This window comes from Kitasatospora sp. NBC_01302, from assembly GCF_035976515.1.
In the GTDB taxonomy this organism is placed as follows: Bacteria; Actinomycetota; Actinomycetes; order Streptomycetales; family Streptomycetaceae; genus Kitasatospora.
Genome location: NZ_CP108404.1, coordinates 7,088,440 through 7,103,525 on the forward strand (window position 1 = coordinate 7,088,440; position 15,086 = coordinate 7,103,525).

Annotated in this window: 16 protein-coding genes; 6 read left to right on the forward strand and 10 right to left on the reverse strand. The window is 71.4% G+C overall.

Features of this window, described 5'->3' with window-relative positions; all coding sequences use genetic code 11:
* A complete protein-coding gene (locus OG294_RS31145) occupies positions 1 to 1,053 on the forward strand; it encodes an NAD(P)-dependent alcohol dehydrogenase (RefSeq protein ID WP_327069886.1) in 1,053 nt (350 codons plus the stop codon).
* 339 nt (positions 1,054 to 1,392) lie between these two features.
* Here OG294_RS31145 and OG294_RS31150 read toward each other — a convergent pair whose 3' ends face one another.
* A complete protein-coding gene (locus tag OG294_RS31150; RefSeq protein ID WP_327069887.1) occupies positions 1,393 to 1,575 on the reverse strand; it encodes a hypothetical protein in 183 nt (60 codons plus the stop codon).
* Positions 1,576 to 1,776: 201 nt separating this feature from the next.
* On the opposite strand from OG294_RS31150, the gene OG294_RS31155 reads away from it, so the two are divergent.
* The gene (locus tag OG294_RS31155) at positions 1,777 to 3,036 is read left to right on the forward strand and encodes a DUF6879 family protein (protein ID WP_327069888.1); all 1,260 of its coding nucleotides are present in this window, start codon (positions 1,777 to 1,779) and stop codon (positions 3,034 to 3,036) included.
* On the opposite strand, the gene OG294_RS31160 is transcribed toward OG294_RS31155, so the two are convergent.
* Together OG294_RS31160 and map are read right to left on the reverse strand one after the other, a co-directional pair.
* On the reverse strand, positions 3,037 to 3,876 hold the full coding sequence (locus OG294_RS31160) for a methyltransferase domain-containing protein (RefSeq protein ID WP_327069889.1): 840 nt from the start codon (positions 3,874 to 3,876) through the stop codon (positions 3,037 to 3,039).
* Between the two features lie 132 nt (positions 3,877 to 4,008).
* Positions 4,009 to 4,776 (reverse strand): type I methionyl aminopeptidase, encoded by a 768-nt coding sequence (map, locus tag OG294_RS31165; RefSeq protein ID WP_327069890.1) that lies wholly within the window; start codon positions 4,774 to 4,776, stop codon positions 4,009 to 4,011.
* Between the two features lie 108 nt (positions 4,777 to 4,884).
* Here map and OG294_RS31170 point away from each other — a divergent pair, with 108 nt between their 5' ends.
* Positions 4,885 to 5,160 (forward strand): helix-turn-helix transcriptional regulator, encoded by a 276-nt coding sequence (locus OG294_RS31170; protein WP_327069891.1) that lies wholly within the window; start codon positions 4,885 to 4,887, stop codon positions 5,158 to 5,160.
* A 101-nt stretch (positions 5,161 to 5,261) separates the two neighbouring features.
* On the opposite strand, the gene OG294_RS31175 is transcribed toward OG294_RS31170, so the two are convergent.
* Positions 5,262 to 5,882, reverse strand: a complete 621-nt coding sequence (locus OG294_RS31175) for a TetR/AcrR family transcriptional regulator C-terminal domain-containing protein (protein WP_327069892.1) — start codon at positions 5,880 to 5,882, stop codon at positions 5,262 to 5,264.
* A gap of 113 nt (positions 5,883 to 5,995) precedes the next feature.
* Between OG294_RS31175 and OG294_RS31180 the strand changes: the two genes are divergently transcribed.
* Complete coding sequence (locus tag OG294_RS31180) at positions 5,996 to 6,775, forward strand: alpha/beta fold hydrolase (protein ID WP_327069893.1); 780 nt, start codon at positions 5,996 to 5,998, stop codon at positions 6,773 to 6,775.
* Between the two features lie 31 nt (positions 6,776 to 6,806).
* Here the strand turns inward: OG294_RS31180 and OG294_RS31185 are convergent, their stop codons facing one another.
* The 4 genes from OG294_RS31185 to OG294_RS31200 form a co-directional block, all read right to left on the reverse strand.
* Entirely contained in the window at positions 6,807 to 7,556 is a 750-nt protein-coding gene (locus OG294_RS31185; protein ID WP_327069894.1) for a ricin-type beta-trefoil lectin domain protein, read from the reverse strand.
* 131 nt (positions 7,557 to 7,687) lie between these two features.
* Positions 7,688 to 8,635 carry a terpene synthase family protein gene (locus tag OG294_RS31190; protein WP_327069895.1) on the reverse strand — a complete coding sequence of 316 codons (948 nt, stop codon included), beginning with the start codon at positions 8,633 to 8,635 and terminating at the stop codon, positions 7,688 to 7,690.
* A gap of 252 nt (positions 8,636 to 8,887) precedes the next feature.
* A complete protein-coding gene (locus tag OG294_RS31195; RefSeq protein ID WP_327069896.1) occupies positions 8,888 to 10,066 on the reverse strand; it encodes a helix-turn-helix domain-containing protein in 1,179 nt (392 codons plus the stop codon).
* A gap of 95 nt (positions 10,067 to 10,161) precedes the next feature.
* Positions 10,162 to 10,794 carry an HAD family hydrolase gene (locus OG294_RS31200; protein WP_327069897.1) on the reverse strand — a complete coding sequence of 211 codons (633 nt, stop codon included), beginning with the start codon at positions 10,792 to 10,794 and terminating at the stop codon, positions 10,162 to 10,164.
* Between the two features lie 29 nt (positions 10,795 to 10,823).
* Between OG294_RS31200 and OG294_RS31205 the strand changes: the two genes are divergently transcribed.
* Together OG294_RS31205 and OG294_RS31210 are read left to right on the forward strand one after the other, a co-directional pair.
* The gene (locus tag OG294_RS31205) at positions 10,824 to 10,964 is read left to right on the forward strand and encodes a hypothetical protein (RefSeq protein WP_442789251.1); all 141 of its coding nucleotides are present in this window, start codon (positions 10,824 to 10,826) and stop codon (positions 10,962 to 10,964) included.
* A gap of 149 nt (positions 10,965 to 11,113) precedes the next feature.
* Positions 11,114 to 13,198: a serine/threonine-protein kinase gene (locus OG294_RS31210; RefSeq protein ID WP_327069898.1), complete on the forward strand. Its 2,085-nt coding sequence runs from the start codon at positions 11,114 to 11,116 to the stop codon at positions 13,196 to 13,198.
* A gap of 123 nt (positions 13,199 to 13,321) precedes the next feature.
* On the opposite strand, the gene OG294_RS31215 is transcribed toward OG294_RS31210, so the two are convergent.
* Both OG294_RS31215 and OG294_RS31220 read right to left on the reverse strand, forming a co-directional pair.
* Entirely contained in the window at positions 13,322 to 13,735 is a 414-nt protein-coding gene (locus OG294_RS31215; RefSeq protein WP_327069899.1) for a GlcG/HbpS family heme-binding protein, read from the reverse strand.
* 93 nt (positions 13,736 to 13,828) lie between these two features.
* Positions 13,829 to 15,085, reverse strand: a complete 1,257-nt coding sequence (locus OG294_RS31220; protein ID WP_327069900.1) for a tryptophan 2,3-dioxygenase family protein — start codon at positions 15,083 to 15,085, stop codon at positions 13,829 to 13,831.
* Position 15,086: the final 1 nt, after the last annotated feature.

A 15,086-nucleotide genomic window follows, 5' to 3' on the forward strand; every position in this document is an offset into this window, starting at 1 on the left:
ATGACCCACACCACTGTCGCTGCTTATGCCTCCCCCGCCCCGAAGGCCCCGCTCGCCAAGACCACCATCCCGCGCCGCGCGGTGGGTGAGCACGATGTCCTGATCGAGATCAAGTTCGCCGGCATCTGCCACTCCGACATCCACCAGGTCAACGCCGACTGGGGCGTGGGCACCTACCCGATGGTGCCGGGTCACGAGATCGCCGGTGTGGTGACCGAGGTCGGTTCGGCGGTCGGCAAGTATGCGGTGGGCGACCGGGTCGGCGTCGGGTGCTTCATCGACTCCTGCCGCGAGTGCGAGAACTGCAAGGCCGGTGAGGAGCAGTACTGCACCGGTTCCGGCGGGCAGTTCAGCACCTACAACAGCCGCGGTCGCGACGGCGAGCCCACCTACGGCGGCTACTCGACGCACATCGTGGTGGACGAGAACTACGTGCTGCGGATCCCCGAGGGCATCGAGCTGGACGAGGCCGCCCCGCTGCTGTGCGCCGGCATCACCCTCTACTCGCCGCTCGCGCACTGGAACGCCGGACCGGGCACCAAGCTCGCCATCATCGGCCTGGGCGGCCTCGGGCACATGGGCGTCAAGATCGCCCACGCGCTCGGCGCCGAGGTCACCGTGCTCAGCCAGACCCTGAGCAAGCGCGAGGACGGCCTGCGGCTGGGCGCGGACCACTACTACGCGACCAGCGACCCGGCCACCTTCGAGCAGCTGGCGGGCAGCTTCGACCTGATCCTCAACACCGTCTCCGCCAACCTCGACCTCAACGCCTACCTGAGCCTGCTGCGCACCGGCGGCACCCTGGTGCAGATCGGCGGCCCCGAGCACCCGATGGAGGTGGCGCCGTTCGCGCTGATCCCCGGGCGCAAGTCGCTCTCCGGCTCGATGATCGGCGGCATCCGCGAGACCCAGGAGATGCTGGACTTCTGCGCGCAGCACGGCATCGGCTCGGAGATCGAGGTGATCGGGGCGGCGCAGATCAACGAGGCCTACGAGCGCGTGCTGAAGAGCGACGTGCGCTACCGCTTCGTGATCGACACGGCCACCATCTGACGGCTCGTCCGCCGGTGACCACATGAAGGTACCCCTGCCCGGACGCCGGGCAGGGGTACCTTCATGTGCTCTGTGCTCTGTGCTCTGTGCTCTGTGCTCTGTGTGCTGCGCGTGCTGTGTGTGCTCGGTGCTGTACGAAGGCCACCGCCGGGCCGGTCGGGCCCGGGAGGTGTCCGGCAGACTGCTGCTCAGGCTGCCGGGTCGATCAGCCAGCCGTTGTCGTCCGCCCAGGGGCGCGGGACGGGACGGGACAGCCTGAGGGCGGCGCTCGGCGAGGGGACGAGGGTCACCGGGATACTCCTTGAGAGTGGTGCGCGGACGGGCCGGTCGGGGAACCGGTCAGTTCAGGACGGGCTTCGGCTTGTACTCGTCGCCCCAGCTGGTGTCGGGGAGGGCGACGGTCCGGCCGTGGTTGGTCGTCGCCTTGGCGGGCAGACCGAGGTGGGCAGCGGCGCCGACGGGGATCAGAACGGCGGCGGCGAGCAGCACCGAGGTGCCGCAGCGGCGGAGGATCGAGGCCACGGGCCAGCTCCTGTGAGTCGGAGTCGTCAAGGTCGCGTCGGCGGCGCAACTGGCCGGTCGAGCGTTGGATGCCGGGTGGTGGGAGCGTTGCCCGGACCCGGGAGACCAGTCCACCCTGCCGGGGGTGCGCTTTTCCAGCTGGGCAGGATGGCAATAGCGTGCATGGCAGAGAGTTTCGGGGGTCGCAAACAGGGGTGAATCGTGCAAAACGGTACAGAGTTCGAGCAGCTGCCGGAGCTCGACATGACGGCCCTCGCGCTGTTCGATCACGTACTCACCCACGGGGGCCTCGACGAGGGCCTCGCTGGGGGCTCGCCCGGGAGCTCCGCCGGGGGCCGTTCCGGGACCGCGGGCGAGGGTGCGGGCGAGGCCGTGGGCGAGGGTGCGGACGAGGGCGCGGGCGCGTCGGGCAGTGCGGCCGGTGGTGTGCCGGGCGGTGCCTCCGGCGACGGCGGGACGGCGGCGTGGCCGGCCGGCCTGACCCCCGAGCAGGTCCGCCACGCCCGGCACACGCTGCTCGCGCTGCGCCTGCTCCGCCCGGCGCCGGGCCGCCCCGAGCTGCTCATCCCCACCAGCCCCGAGGCCGCCGCCGCCGAGGCGCTCGGCCCGCTGGAGGCGCGGATCGCCGAGGCCAGCTCGCACGCGCAGGCCATCCGCGACGAGCTGCACGCGCTGATGCCGCGCTACCGCTCCTCGCTGCGCGAGCGCGGCCGGCAGGTCGGCACCGACCGGCTGCCGGACCTGCGCACCGTCTCCGCGATGCTCACCGAGGAGTCCGCCCGGTGCCGCGAGGAGGTGTTCACCATCCAGCCCGGCGGCGGCCGGCAGCCCGGCCGGCTGGCGGAGGCGGTCAGCCGTGACCTGGCGATGCTGGGGCGGGGCGTGCGGATGCGGACCCTCTACCAGCACTCGGCCCGCGCCAACCTCGCTACCCAGAGCTACGTGGAGACCCTGACCGCCTCCGGCGCCCAGTACCGCACCGCGCCCGAGCTGCCCGACCGGGCGGTGGTCTTCGACCGTTCGGTGGCCTTCCTGCCGGCCCGCGCCGAGGGCGGCTCGGGAGAGGGGGCGGTGCTGGTCCGCGACCCGGACATCGTCGGCTACCTGTGCCGGGTCTTCGACCAGCTCTGGGCCACCGCCACGCCGTTCCACGGCGCCAGCGAGGCCGCCTACCGCGAGGTCGGCGACAGCCTGCGGCGCGCGCTGGTGGGGATGCTCGCCGAGGGGGTCAAGGACGAGGTGATCGCGCGCCGGCTCGGCATGTCGCTGCGCACCTGCCGGCGGCACATCGCCGACGTGCTGCTCACCCTGGGCGCGGAGAGCCGGTTCCAGGGCGGAGTGCTCGCGGAGCGCAGCGGGCTCACCGAGCCGGAGCGCGCGGGCGAGGTGCCCGGCGAGGCGTCCGGCGAGGGCGACGGTCCGGGCCAGGGCCAGGGCCAGGGCCGGGAGGGGCGGGGCTGATCAGGCGGTGCGCACGCCCACCGCGAAGATCCGGCGGAACGGGAAGACCGTGCCGTGCGGTCCGGCCGGGTAGGCCTCGCGCAGCAGGGCGGCGTACTCGGCCAGGAAGGCGGCGCGCTCGGCCGGATCGGTGAGCCGGGCCAGGACCGGGCGCAGCGCGGTGCCCTTGGTCCATTCGAGGACGGGGTCGGGTCCGGTCAGCAGGGTGCTGTAGGTGGTCTCCCAGACATCGGGCGTGCAGCCCGCGGCGAGCAGCGCCTCCAGATAGGCGCCGGGCTCGTGCACCCCGGCGCGGACGGCCTCGGTGCCGAGCCGGTCGCGCCAGCGCGCACTGCTGCGCAGCTCGCCCAGCAGCACGTGGCTGGGCGCCTCGAAGTTGCCCGGGACCTGGAAGGCGAGCACGCCGCCCGGCTTGAGCGCGGCGGCCCAGCGGGGCAGCAGGCCGAGGTGGCCGTCGACCCACTGCAGCGTGGCGTTGGAGACGATCAGGTCGGGCGCCGCCGGTGCGGGGTCGTAGGTCCCGGCGTCGGCGAGCAGGTAGTCGGCGCTCGGCTCGCCCTGCGCGGAGCGGGCGGTGGCGAGCATCTCGGCGGAGTTGTCGATGCCGGTGATCTTCGCGGCCGGCCACCGGTGGCGGATGCCCGCCGTCGAGTTGCCCGGTCCGCAGCCGATGTCGAGCACGACCGGGTCGGCGGGCAGCTCCGGTACCCGGCCGAGCAGCTCGCGCAGCGGGCGGGTGCGCTCGTCGGCGAACCGGAGGTACTGCTGGGGGTCCCAGGCGGGGGCGTTGGCCGAGGGGTTGGCGGGGGCGTTGGCGGGCGTGGCGTCGGCAGCGGACATGGCGGGCTCCCAAGTATCTCGACATCAAGATATCTACAGGGAGAGCTTGCTCCCTGATTTATCTTGATGTCAAGAGATCGGGGGTCCGGGCGGCGTGTCGCCCGGCCGGTCGCCGCCCGGCCGCCCGGCCCGTCACGGCAGGGTCAGGATGCGCGGGCCCTCGTCGGTGATCGCGACCGTGTGCTCGGCGTGGGCGGCGCGGCTGCCGTCGGTGGTGACCAGGGTCCAGCCGTCCGGGGCGGTGTCGTAGTCGCCGCGGCCCCCGGCCAGGAACATCGGCTCGATCGCCAGCACCATGCCGTGCTGCAGCCGCATGCCGCGTCCGGGGCGGCCGTCGTTGGGCAGGTGCGGGTCCTCGTGCATGCGGCGGCCGATGCCGTGGCCGCCGAAGTCGGCCGGGATCCCGTAGCCGGCGGCCCGGCCGACGCTGCCGATCGCGTGCGAGATGTCGCCGAGCCGGGCGCCGACCACCGCGGCGGCGATGCCCGCGGCCAGCGCGCGCTCGGTGGTCTCGATCAGGGCCAGGTCGGCCGGGCGCGGGGTGCCGACGGTGAAACTGACGGCCGCGTCGCCCGCCCAGCCGCCGAGCAGGGCGCCGCAGTCGATGCTCACCAGGTCGCCGTCCCGCAGCCGGTAGTCCGTCGGGATGCCGTGCACGATCGCGTCGTTGACGGAGGCGCAGATCACCGCCGGGAACGGGGTGTCGGCGAAGCTCGGGCGGTAGTTCAGGAACGGCGAGTCGGCGCCCGCCTCGCGCAGGACCTCGCGCGCCACCTCGTCCAGCTCCCTGAGCGAGACTCGCACGTCCGCCGCTCGGCGCACGGCCGCGAGGGCCTCGCCCACGACTCGGCCGGCCGCGCGCATCGCGTCCAGCGACGCATCCGACTTGATCTCCACCATCTCCGGTCGCCTCCATCGGGCCAGGTCGGGCCAGGTGCGGACATGTCGCGGCACCGGCCCTGCCAATTCTTATACCGGTATTTGTATCACGGCATTAGAATAACGGCCATGGTGCGTACTCCTCTCACTCCGCAGGAACGCGAACGCGGCGAACGGCTCGGCGCTCTGCTGCGTCGGGCCCGCGGCGACCGCAGCATGGTCGAGGTCGCGGCGCAGGCCGGGCTGTCGGCCGAGACGCTGCGCAAGATCGAGACCGGCCGGGCGCCGACCCCGGCGTTCTTCACGGTGGTCGCGCTGGCCGCGGCGCTGGGGCTGCGACTGGACGAGGTCGCCACGCACTGCGCGATCGTGGAGCCGGTGGGGCAGGCGCTGCTCTCCGCCTGATCGTTCGGCTCGGGCGCGCCGGCGGCGGGTGCGCTCGCGGTTCGGGCGTCCGCGGTTCGGATGCTCGCGGTTCGGGCGCCTGCGATTCGGGCGCCTGCGGTTCAGGCGTCCGCGGCGAGTTCGGCCCGCAGGCCGCCGATGATCAGTGCGAGGCCGGCGGTGAACGCCGCGTCCTTCTCGGCCGGCTTCTCGGCGGCCCAGGCCGCCATGTGCGGATAGCGCTCCGGCTCGATCGCCGGCAGGTCGGGCGCCGGGGTGGGCGCGGCCTGCTCCTGGAGGGCGAAGCCGGTGACGTAGCTGGCGACGGTGTGGCCGAAGTACGCCGCCTGTGCGAGCGGCAGGCCGGTGGCGCGCAGCAGGGCCAGGCCCGCCTCGCTGGCGTCCAGTGCGGCGGCCGTCAGCGGGAGGTGGCCGGCCACCACCCGGGCGCCGTCGCGGCGGGCCAGCATCGCGCGGCGGGTGCGGTGCGCGAAGGCGGTGGTCTGCTCGACCCAGTCGCCCGGGGCGTCGTCCGTTGCGTTGCCCGGGGTTCCGTAGGCCTCGCGCATGATCCGGTCCGCGATCGCGGACAGCAGCTCCGCCTTGCTCTTCACGTGCCAGTAGAGCGCACCGGGCGCCACGCCGAGCCGGGTGGTCAGCGCCCGGGTGGTGAGCTTGTCGAGCCCGACCTCGTCCAGCAGATCGAGCGCGGCCTCGATGACGTCCTCGCGGTGCAGCGCCATGAGCCTTGGCCCGATTCCTCTCCTGTCGACCGGTCGATCTACTTGAGCTTAGCTCAAGCGGTGTGCCTATGATGCTCCTGAGCAATGCTCAAGTCGCCTGAGGGGGAGAGATCATGGGTGAGTACCTGACGACCGGTGGCCTGCGGACCTACTACGAGGTGCAGGGGGAGGGCGAGCCGGTGGTGCTGCTGCACGGCGGGGGCGTCACCGCCGACAGCTGGTGGGCCCAAGTGTCCGCGCTGGCCGAGCGCTACCGGGTCTACGCGCCGGAGCGCCGCGGACACGGGCGGACCCACGACCTGCCCGGCCCGGTGACCAGCGAGCTGATGGCCGAGGACACCGCGGCCTTCCTGGACGAGCTGGGGACCGGGCCGGTGCACCTGGTCGGCTGGAGCGCCGGCGGCCAGGTCGCGCTCTGGCTCGCGCTGCGGCGGCCCGACCTGGTCCGCAAGCTGGTCCTGATCAGCTCGGGGGTCCGGCGTGACGGCGGAACGGAGGCCGATCAGGCGCTGCTGAGCGCGGCCGGGACCGTGCTGCTCGACTCGATGCTCCGCCCGCAGTACGAGCCGCTCTCGCCGGACGGGCCCGAGCACTTCCCGGTCGTCTTCGAGAAGTGGCTGCAGATGTGGCGCGAGGAGCCGGACTTCGGCTTCGAGCGGCTGGCGCAGCTGTCGATGCCGGTGCTGGTGATGCAGGGCGACGACGACGGCGTGCGGGTGGAGCACAGCGCTGCGGTCGCCACCGCACTGCCGGACGCCCAGCTCGCGGTGGTCCCGGGCACTTCGCATGTGGCGCCGCTGGAGAAGCCGGCACTGGTGAACCAGCTGCTGCTGGACTTCCTGGCGGAGGAGCAGGCGGCGAAGTTCATGCCCCTGGGGGCGCTGGAGGCCTGACGGCCGGGGCCGTCAGGCCGTGCGGGGTGGCTCAGTGGGGCAGCGCCCAGTTCTGGTTGGCCGCGCCGTTGCAGTCCCAGATGCCGAGCTGGTTGCCGTTGTTGGTGCCGAAGCCCAGGTCGTCCAGGCAGCGGCCGGACTGCGGGTTGAGCAGCGAGCCGTTGGGCTGCGGCTTCCACTGCTGCGAGCCGGTGCCGTTGCAGTCGTAGAGCTGCACCATGGTGTGGTTGGCGGTGCCGCCGCCCGTCACGTCCATGCACTTGCCGAGCACGCGCAGTGTCCCGTCGACCCCGACCGTCCAGTGCTGGGCGTTGCTGCCGTTGCAGTCGTAGATCTGGATCGGGTTGCCGTTGTTGGTCTTCGCGCCCGCGTCGTCGATGCACTTGCCGACATACCCGGTGATCTGGCCCTGCGGCCCGGCCACCGGCGGGGGCGGCGGGGTCACCACGCCGGTGAAGACGACCTGCGGGAACGAGATCGTCTTGTCGATGCCGCAGAACGCGATGCTCTGGCCGGTGCCGACGATCGTGGCGCCCTGGGCGATCATCACGTACGGGCCCGTGCCGTTGACGTACCACGTGCACGTCGCCTGCACGTGCCAGGACTGCAGGGGGTTGATGCCCGTACAGATCCCGATGGCCGAGCCGCCACCGTTGTTGAAGGCGCTGCACCCGCCGTCCTGGGCAGTGGCCGGCGCCGCCTTGGTGCTCGTCGGGGCCGCCGCCTGGGCAGCGGCGGGGAGGGTGAGGGCCGCGGCGGAGGCCAGCAGCGTTGTCATCATGACAGCAGCGGTACGGCGCATGAGAGTTGAGCCCTTTCCGTGGTGATCGGGTGAGGGGGTGCTGCTCAGACGTTCATATGTGCTGCCCAGAGCATCGCAGTGCCACGGAGATGGCGTCAACGGATGTGAGGCTACAAGAACTTGCCATTCATTTCAGCTGATGCGTCGGTCGGTTCGCCCACCGGGGCGGGGGCGGTCGTGTAGCGCGAGCTGACTCGGGTCCAGTTGGCGAGGGCGTGACGGAAGTGGTCGAGCGCTCGGGCGAAGTGGTGGGTGGTGGTGTGGAGTTCGTCGTCGCGGACGGCCATGTAGAGCCACCAGAAGCGGCGCTCTTCGGCGTCCAGTACGTCCCGCACCTGCTTCTGCGCCTGGGCTGGTGGCAGTCTCTGGCTGGCGCACAGGGCGCCCGCGGCGGTGAAGGAGTCGGCGTTGCCGGCGGCGAGGTCGTTGATCAGGCATCCGACGGTGGAGAAGCTGCGCAGGAGGGACTGCACGAGGGCGTCGTTCCAGTCGGGTGTGACGCACCGTTCGGCCAGTTCGCACCACATAGCGGCGAGGAGCATGCCACCGTCGACTGGACGGATCGTCAGATACTGGCGGAGGGTGGGCGTGCGCTGGGGCTGGACGAAGTCGAGCAGCTTGGCGGAGGCGGCGTGGACCCAGCTCTCCAGGTGGGCCAGGTAGCGCTGCCACCAGTGGGCGGGCATCGTCGCGCGAGTGTCGGCGGCGAGGCCGGCGAGCGCGTGGACGGCGGGGTGGTCGCCGTGCCCGGGGCGAGTGCTGCCACCGGCGACCAGGAGGAGGGAGAGGGCGAACTCGCCCACCACCTGCCGCGATTCGCTCAGCAGCTCTGCGTCGAAGACGTCGTCGACGATCCACGTCCACAGCGCCCACCGGGTGGCGAGGTCGAGTTCGGCAGCGGACGCGGTCGGCCAGGCGGACAGGCACAGGTCCACGTACCCGTGCGTGAGGTAGGCGGCGGGGTCGGGGTGGAGGCCGTACTCGGTGAGGAAGGTGGCGGCGCTGACGTAGAGGTCGGTGTGGCAGGCGTCGATCGGGGGACTGGGCCTCAGGGGCATCACTGGGCCACCTCGGCTTCGCGAAGGTGCTCAGGGCACGCCACGACCGGCCATCCCAGTCGTGCCTTGCCGGACTGCGTGTGGACGTAGCCGACGAAGGCGAGAGGGCCCTCTGTGCGGCCGCAGGTGATGCACGCTTGGCCGTGCAGGCGCACGGGGATGATGGCTTCGACTGGAGCTGCTGCTGCTGTGGTCACGTGGGGATCATCGACCGCCGTCAAGGGGCCAAGTGCCACAATCGGTGGCACATCGTCAGGCCGCGTGTGCCCACTGACAGAACGCCCGCAGCTCCTCGTTCCGCCCCCGGGAAAGTCGGAGCAGGGTGGCCAGTTCCGAGCGGACCTGCCCGTGCTCTCGGACGTGCTGAGGCGCAATCCGGCGGGCGACCTGCAGCGACTCAAGGGCGTGCTCACGCTGGCCAAGTTGCACCTGCGCCCGACCGAGGTCGATGTAGTAGTGACTTCGACGCTCAGCCGGTAGATCGCGCGGGGGTGCCCAGCGACTCGCCTCGGAGACGGCATGGCTGAGGTCTGCAGAATCATTGAGTTCGACCGCGACGGACAGGCGGTGGATCTGCAGTGAGTCCGGACCGATCGCGGTCCCGTCGTACAGTTGCTCCGGGAGCTGCCGCGCGAGAAGTTCGGCGCTGGCCAGATGCTCTCGGGCTTGCCCGGCGTCCCGCATCCGGCCGGCCACGACAGCTGCCCGCATGTGCAGCGCCGCAGCAGCAGCCGAGAGCGCGACCGTCCCCGGTGTGGAGACCCGATCGACAGCCCCCTGGAGTGCCTTAAGACCCGCACTGAGGCGATTGGAGGCGAAGAAGACCTCGGTGCGCACATAGGCTGCGACCGCATCAAGGACGGCGTCCTCGGTGATTCCGGCTGCCCACCGCATGAGCTCGATGAGCCGTGCGGAGAGGTCCACGTACCCGTACTTGTATGCGACAGCGTCGGCTGAGCGAAGCGCAAGGACGGCCAGCCGGGCCGCCCGCCGCCGCTCAACGCCAGCAGCCTGGTCGATGGCACGGAAGAGCTCTCCGAGTAGCGCAGGGGCCAGCTCGATCAGCTGCCCATAGCGGGAGTTGACGCGGTGCTCGGTCATCTCATCCACCGTGATCGCCAGTTGTTCGATCGGCCGTACCGGGCCGTCGTCCGGCGAGTCGTAGGATGCGAGTGTGCCCCGGAGGTCGGGGATCATCCGGTGGACGCGACTGTCCGTCCGGCCGGGTCCTCCCAGAAGCTCATCGGCCGTTGTCCCCAGGGCCTCGGCGAGCGCGTCGAGCAGCGCGTCGCTGGGGGCGCGCTCGCCGCCCTCGATCTTCCGCAGCATGCTGACCGAAACGCCTGACACTTGGCTCACTTGGCTGCGAGTCAGGCCTGTCATCGCGCGAGCTGAAGCGATCCGGTACCCGAGAAGGACAGTACTGGGCATATCGGTCTCCGTTCCGTGCGACCACTCGGAACGGTACCCAGGTCTCACGGCCCGGGCACCAGAACTGTCCCATCACGCAGTGCTGGGGCGATTATTCATACTCGGGCCAGCAAGGCAGCCAGTTCAGTGAGGGAGTCGACCGTCCAGTCGGCATCAGCGGCGGTGATGGTGAGACCGATTGGGCCGCGACGAAGGTGTGCTGCGCGAAGGCCGGCCGCGCGAGCCGGGGTGATGTCATTGGCCGGGTGATCGCCGACGTAGACGATCTCCCCTGGCTTTGCGGGCACCCAGTCGATGATGCGCTCGAAGAAGGCGCTGCTGGGCTTCGCGACGCCCCATTCGGCTGAGGTCGCGATGCCGTCGACGGGCAGCATCAGCCTGCGGAGCGACTGGCCGGCCTGCTGGTTCTGGTTGCCGGCGACACCGACCCACAGCCCGCTCTCCTTCAGTTGCTGGAGGGCGGGGCGAACGTCGGGGTACAGGTCCGTCTCGTCGAGGTGCTCGTCGTGGCCTGCGGCCCGCCGGGCCTCCCACTCCGTTGGCACGTCGCAGCCAGGCTTGAGGATCCGGATCGCCTCGGCGTTGTCGAGGCCCCGCGCGAGGACGCCACCGACCAGCGCGGACATGGTGTGTGGCGGGATGCCCAGCCAGCTGGCCCAGTCCGCCCAGTACCGGGTGTCGCTGGTCAGGGTCTCCCCTACGTCGAACACGACAGCCTTGATCGCCATGAGGGCAGCGTAGCGGGGGAGCGGCGCTGGTGGAGGACGATGTTGGACCGTTCTCGCTGGAGTCGACGGCTGTCGCGTGGCTGACCCGAGAAGAGGCGGCTGAGCGGATGGGCGTGCTCTACGCGGTGCGCGTGCTCGATGCCCTCCAAGGGTGGGGCGTCGTTCACTGATCCTCCTGTGCGCCGCTCCCGGGCCGTCAGGTCACCCGCGACCGGATACGGTTGGTTGACCCGTGGCCAACATCGCGGTAGAAGTACCCCGTTCGCACTCGCTGGCCCGACTCCGGCGTGGCGACTCGTGAGACATCGGGGGGTGTTGCATGAGGCTGGACGCGGAACCTGGGGCCGTCATCGCCGAACGCTACCGGCTGGTCAAGGTGCTGGGGGCCGGCGGAGCCGGGCGGGTCTGGCTGGCCCATGACCTGAGACTCGGCGACGCGTCCGTGGCCATGAAGGAGATCCGGCTCCCGTTCGCTTCCAGTGAGGCTGAGTACGAGCGCCACCTCGAACGGGCCCAGCGCGAAGCGCGCAACGCCCAGAAGTTGCGCGACCACCCGAACATCGTCACTGTCTACGACTTCCTGATCGAGCACGAAGTCCCGTGGATCGTCATGCAGTTCATCGACGGCCGCTCGCTCCATGAGGTGCTGGCCGACGGCCCGCTGCCGGTGGCCACCGTCAAGCGGATCGCCACCGCACTGCTCGATGCGCTCGAAGCCGCGCACGGCAAGCGGATCGTGCACCGGGACATCAAGCCCGCCAACGTCATGTTCGCCGACGACGGGGCCGTTCTGCTCACCGATTTCGGGATCGCGCACTTCCAGCCCGACAGTGGCTTGACCACAACCGGCATGATCATCGGCTCGGCTGAATATCTGGCCCCCGAACGAGCCCGCGGCGAGGAGGGCGGCACCGCGGGCGACCTCTTTTCGCTCGGGGTGACGCTCTATCACGCACTGGAGGGAATCTCGCCGTTCCGGCGCGAGACCCTTCTCGGTTCACTCCATGCGGTGCTCAGCGAGGAGGCTCCACCGCCACGGCGCGCCGAGTGGATGGCACCGCTGATCACCCAGCTGATCGCGAAGAACCCCGCTGATCGGCCGACCATCGCCAAGGCGCGCGTCCTGCTCAACGAGCCGACCACCGTGGTCCTGCCGCCGTCCCCTCCCACCAAGGTCTTCCCGGGGGAGGGGTTCAGGGGCGAGGGCCTCAAGGGGGAGGGGCTCAAGGGGGACGGACGCACGAGGGTGCCGCCTCCCCAGAGACCGGCGCGGCCGGCGCGGCCCGCTCCTCGTTCCGAGGCCCGGGCCGGCCTCCTGCTCAGCCTGGCCGTCATCGTGGGCATCCTTGCCTGGCTCTACCACGGGAATCAGGGCTTCGCCGCCTTCGTGACCGACACGATGGGCCTGTCCGGCGACGCTGCCTCCGCGCATCAGGGCGACTGCCTGCACCAGGATCCCCAGCACGGCTGGGCGGAGGTTCCCTGCTTCTCCGCAGCCGCCGACCGGAAGGTGCTCCAGCAGCTCTCCGCCGCCACCGGGCAGACCAACGCCTGCGCCGGCCTCGCCGGGTGGGACGGCTCGACCGACAGCACCATCCTCGTCGGCCCCGCCGGCCAGGAGGTGCGGCTCTGCACGGCGCCCAGGAGTCAGGCCAACGCCGCCCCGGGCCCCACGCCGACCGCACCGCCCACCTCGTACGCCCCGCCGACCTATGCCCCGCCGACGTACGCCCCGCCGACGTACGCCCCGCCGACGTACGTCGCGCCGACCTATGCCCCGCCGACGTACGCCCCGCCGACGTACGTCGCGCCGACCTACGCTCCGCCCACGTTGGCCCCCACCACCCCGTCCTTCGATCCGGCTTCGCTCGACAGCTCCCGGATCGATCAGACCCCGCTGACCAGCGAGGCGCTGCTGCCCGACTCGTTCACGGACTCGAAAGGCGTGGTCTACACCAGGAACAGCGGATCGTCCCAGAGCTGCCTGACCAGCCACGAGAGCCAAGCCGTACAGACCGTGCTGCGCAATGGCAGCTGCGTCAACCAGATCGTCGGGACCTACACCGACTCACAGTCACACATCATGGTGGACGTCGAAGTGGAGCCGATGGCGGATACCCAGACCGCCACGGCAAGCCACAACTCCCTCTCTCACGCGTACGACGGTGACTGGGGCCTCTGGTGTCCGGATACCGGAGCGGGCTCCCAGATCTGCAACGATCGTGAGAACACCGACCAGGCCACCCAGTCCGGCTATGTCACCAACCATCACCGCTATCTGATCCACTCGCTGGCCATCTACATCAGCCTGGGCACCGACAAGAGCGCTGCGCCATGGACGGACGCCGCAGCGTACGCCGCAGTCGATGCGGCGGGCCCGCAGAACTACTCGGGCAACCAGTGACCGTTCCCCCGGCGACCGGGGGGCGATGACGGTGCATCGAGCCGGCCGACCCGCCGGCCGGGGCAGCGCAGCGCCCCCGCTGCGGCGCGGGCCGGAGCGGGGGCCGGGGGACGGTGTGGGCGGTCAGCTGGCCGCGGCTGCGGCGCCGGCTTCGGCGATGGGCTGGTCTTCGCCGCGGGTGCCGCCCGCGACGCCGATGGCGCCGGCGATCGCGCCGTTGACGAAGATCGGGATGCCGCCGGGGAGGAGGGCGAAGCCGGGCTGGGCTGCCATGGTGGCGAGCAGGACCGGGTCGCCACCGGCGACCTTGCCGAAGTCGGCGGTGGGGACGCCGAGTCCGGCGGCGGTGACCGCCTTGTGGGTGGCCACGGTGGTGGCCCAGAAGGTCGCGCTGTCCATCCGGGCCAGGGTCTGCTGGTTGCCGCCGGCATCCACCACGACGACCGCGACGGCGACCTTGAGGGCGGCCGCCTCGGTCAGGGCGGCGTCCAGGATCTTGCGGGCCTGGGCGGCGGAGATGATCGGTGCGGTGGTCATCTGTCCATACTCCTGAGGTAGGTGACGATGTGTCATATAGCTTGAGGGGGTGGGAGGATAGGAGTCAGTCAGGCGCGCCGGGGGCGGGGTGGTTCAGCGGAGCGCGAAGCGGAACATCGCCTCGGGCGGCGGGCCGCCGACCGGTCCGGGCCGGCAGGGGTCCTTGTCGACGATCCGCTTGAGGTAGCCGGCGCCCTCGGTGCCGCCGGAGCCCTTCAACTGGCGGGGCAGGTAGCGGGCGCCGAAGCCGTAGTGGCGGCCCCGCCAGGTCAGCAGGGCGCGCTCGACCGCCTCGAAGGCGGCCGTCAGCTCCGGCGCGTCGGTGGCGCGCACGGCCGAGCGCAGCGGCCACAGATCGCGGTAGGGGCGGCTGTTGAGCTCGTGCAGGTGGGCGATGCCAAGGAAGACCTCCGCCTTGCGCGGGTCGTACCCGTACACCGCGAGCTCCACCAGGTGGTAGTTGAGCGACTGTACGGCGCTGGCCGCGCCGGTGGCCGCGCGGAAGGTCATGAACTGCTCGGGGGAGAGCGTGCGCAGCACGTGCAGGATGCCGTTCAGCAGCTCGGCGCAGGACGCCGTCTGCCGGGTGCGCAGTATCGCCCGGTCGAGATCGTCCGCGAGCACCGCGGCTATCGCCTGGCAGGCCGTCCACCTGGCCAGGTAGAAGACCACCTCGCAGGCGTGGACCGAGCGCAGGAAGAGGTGCTCGTGGTGCTCCGGCGACTGCGGGAACCCGGTGCAGCCGGTCAGCACGCTCAGCCGGCGCCGCAGCCCGGGAGTCGGCGAGCCGGGCCAGGGCGCCTCGCTCCGTGCCACGGTCTGCGCCAGCAGCTCGTCCAACTCGCTGATCAGCGCGGCCAGTCGTGATCGCCGCTCGGTCGACTCGGCCGTCCCGAAGGCGGGCAGCTCCGGTGGCGGTTCGGCCTCCTTGGCGGCGAGGTCGAGCAGGGTGGCCCGCAGCGCGGTGATGCCGGCCGGCAGCGGATCGGCCTGGTAGGGGCGCAGGAACCAGTCGTAGACGTGCAGGCTGGTGTACCGGTAGTACTCGGGGATCTCCTCGCGGCTGAACGGGCGGGTGAGCAGCGCGATCACGGTGCGCTCCTCCTCCTCGCCCGCCGGGCCGCGTTCCCCGCCTGCGGAGCCCGCTGAGCCTGCCGAGCCCGCTGAGCCCACCGAACCTGCTGAGCCCGCCGGGCCTGCCGGGCCCGTCTGCTCGTACCAGTCGGCCAGCAGCGCCCGCTCGGTCGCGGTCAGCGCCGCGCGGCCGCGGGCCTGCTGGAGCCGGACGATCTCCGCCACCCGGCCGGGGCGGTCCGGTGCGAGACCCGGGCCGAAGTTCTGGCAGTCCATC

What these genes read in the sequence shown, in the direction of transcription:
- OG294_RS31145 (WP_327069886.1), top strand. Translation starts at nt 1, where the DNA reads ATGACCCACACCACTGTCGCTGCTTATGCCTCCCCCGCCCCGAAGGCC.
- OG294_RS31160 (WP_327069889.1), bottom strand. Translation starts at nt 3,876, where the DNA reads ATGTCCGCTGCCGACGCCACGCCCGCCAACGCCCCCGCCAACCCCTCG.
- map (WP_327069890.1), bottom strand. Translation starts at nt 4,776, where the DNA reads ATGGTGGAGATCAAGTCGGATGCGTCGCTGGACGCGATGCGCGCGGCC.
- OG294_RS31170 (WP_327069891.1), top strand. Translation starts at nt 4,885, where the DNA reads ATGGTGCGTACTCCTCTCACTCCGCAGGAACGCGAACGCGGCGAACGG.
- OG294_RS31175 (WP_327069892.1), bottom strand. Translation starts at nt 5,882, where the DNA reads ATGGCGCTGCACCGCGAGGACGTCATCGAGGCCGCGCTCGATCTGCTG.
- OG294_RS31180 (WP_327069893.1), top strand. Translation starts at nt 5,996, where the DNA reads ATGGGTGAGTACCTGACGACCGGTGGCCTGCGGACCTACTACGAGGTG.
- OG294_RS31185 (WP_327069894.1), bottom strand. Translation starts at nt 7,556, where the DNA reads ATGATGACAACGCTGCTGGCCTCCGCCGCGGCCCTCACCCTCCCCGCC.
- OG294_RS31190 (WP_327069895.1), bottom strand. Translation starts at nt 8,635, where the DNA reads ATGCCCCTGAGGCCCAGTCCCCCGATCGACGCCTGCCACACCGACCTC.
- OG294_RS31195 (WP_327069896.1), bottom strand. Translation starts at nt 10,066, where the DNA reads ATGCCCAGTACTGTCCTTCTCGGGTACCGGATCGCTTCAGCTCGCGCG.
- OG294_RS31200 (WP_327069897.1), bottom strand. Translation starts at nt 10,794, where the DNA reads ATGGCGATCAAGGCTGTCGTGTTCGACGTAGGGGAGACCCTGACCAGC.
- OG294_RS31210 (WP_327069898.1), top strand. Translation starts at nt 11,114, where the DNA reads ATGAGGCTGGACGCGGAACCTGGGGCCGTCATCGCCGAACGCTACCGG.
- OG294_RS31215 (WP_327069899.1), bottom strand. Translation starts at nt 13,735, where the DNA reads ATGACCACCGCACCGATCATCTCCGCCGCCCAGGCCCGCAAGATCCTG.
- OG294_RS31220 (WP_327069900.1), bottom strand. Translation starts at nt 15,085, where the DNA reads ATGGACTGCCAGAACTTCGGCCCGGGTCTCGCACCGGACCGCCCCGGC.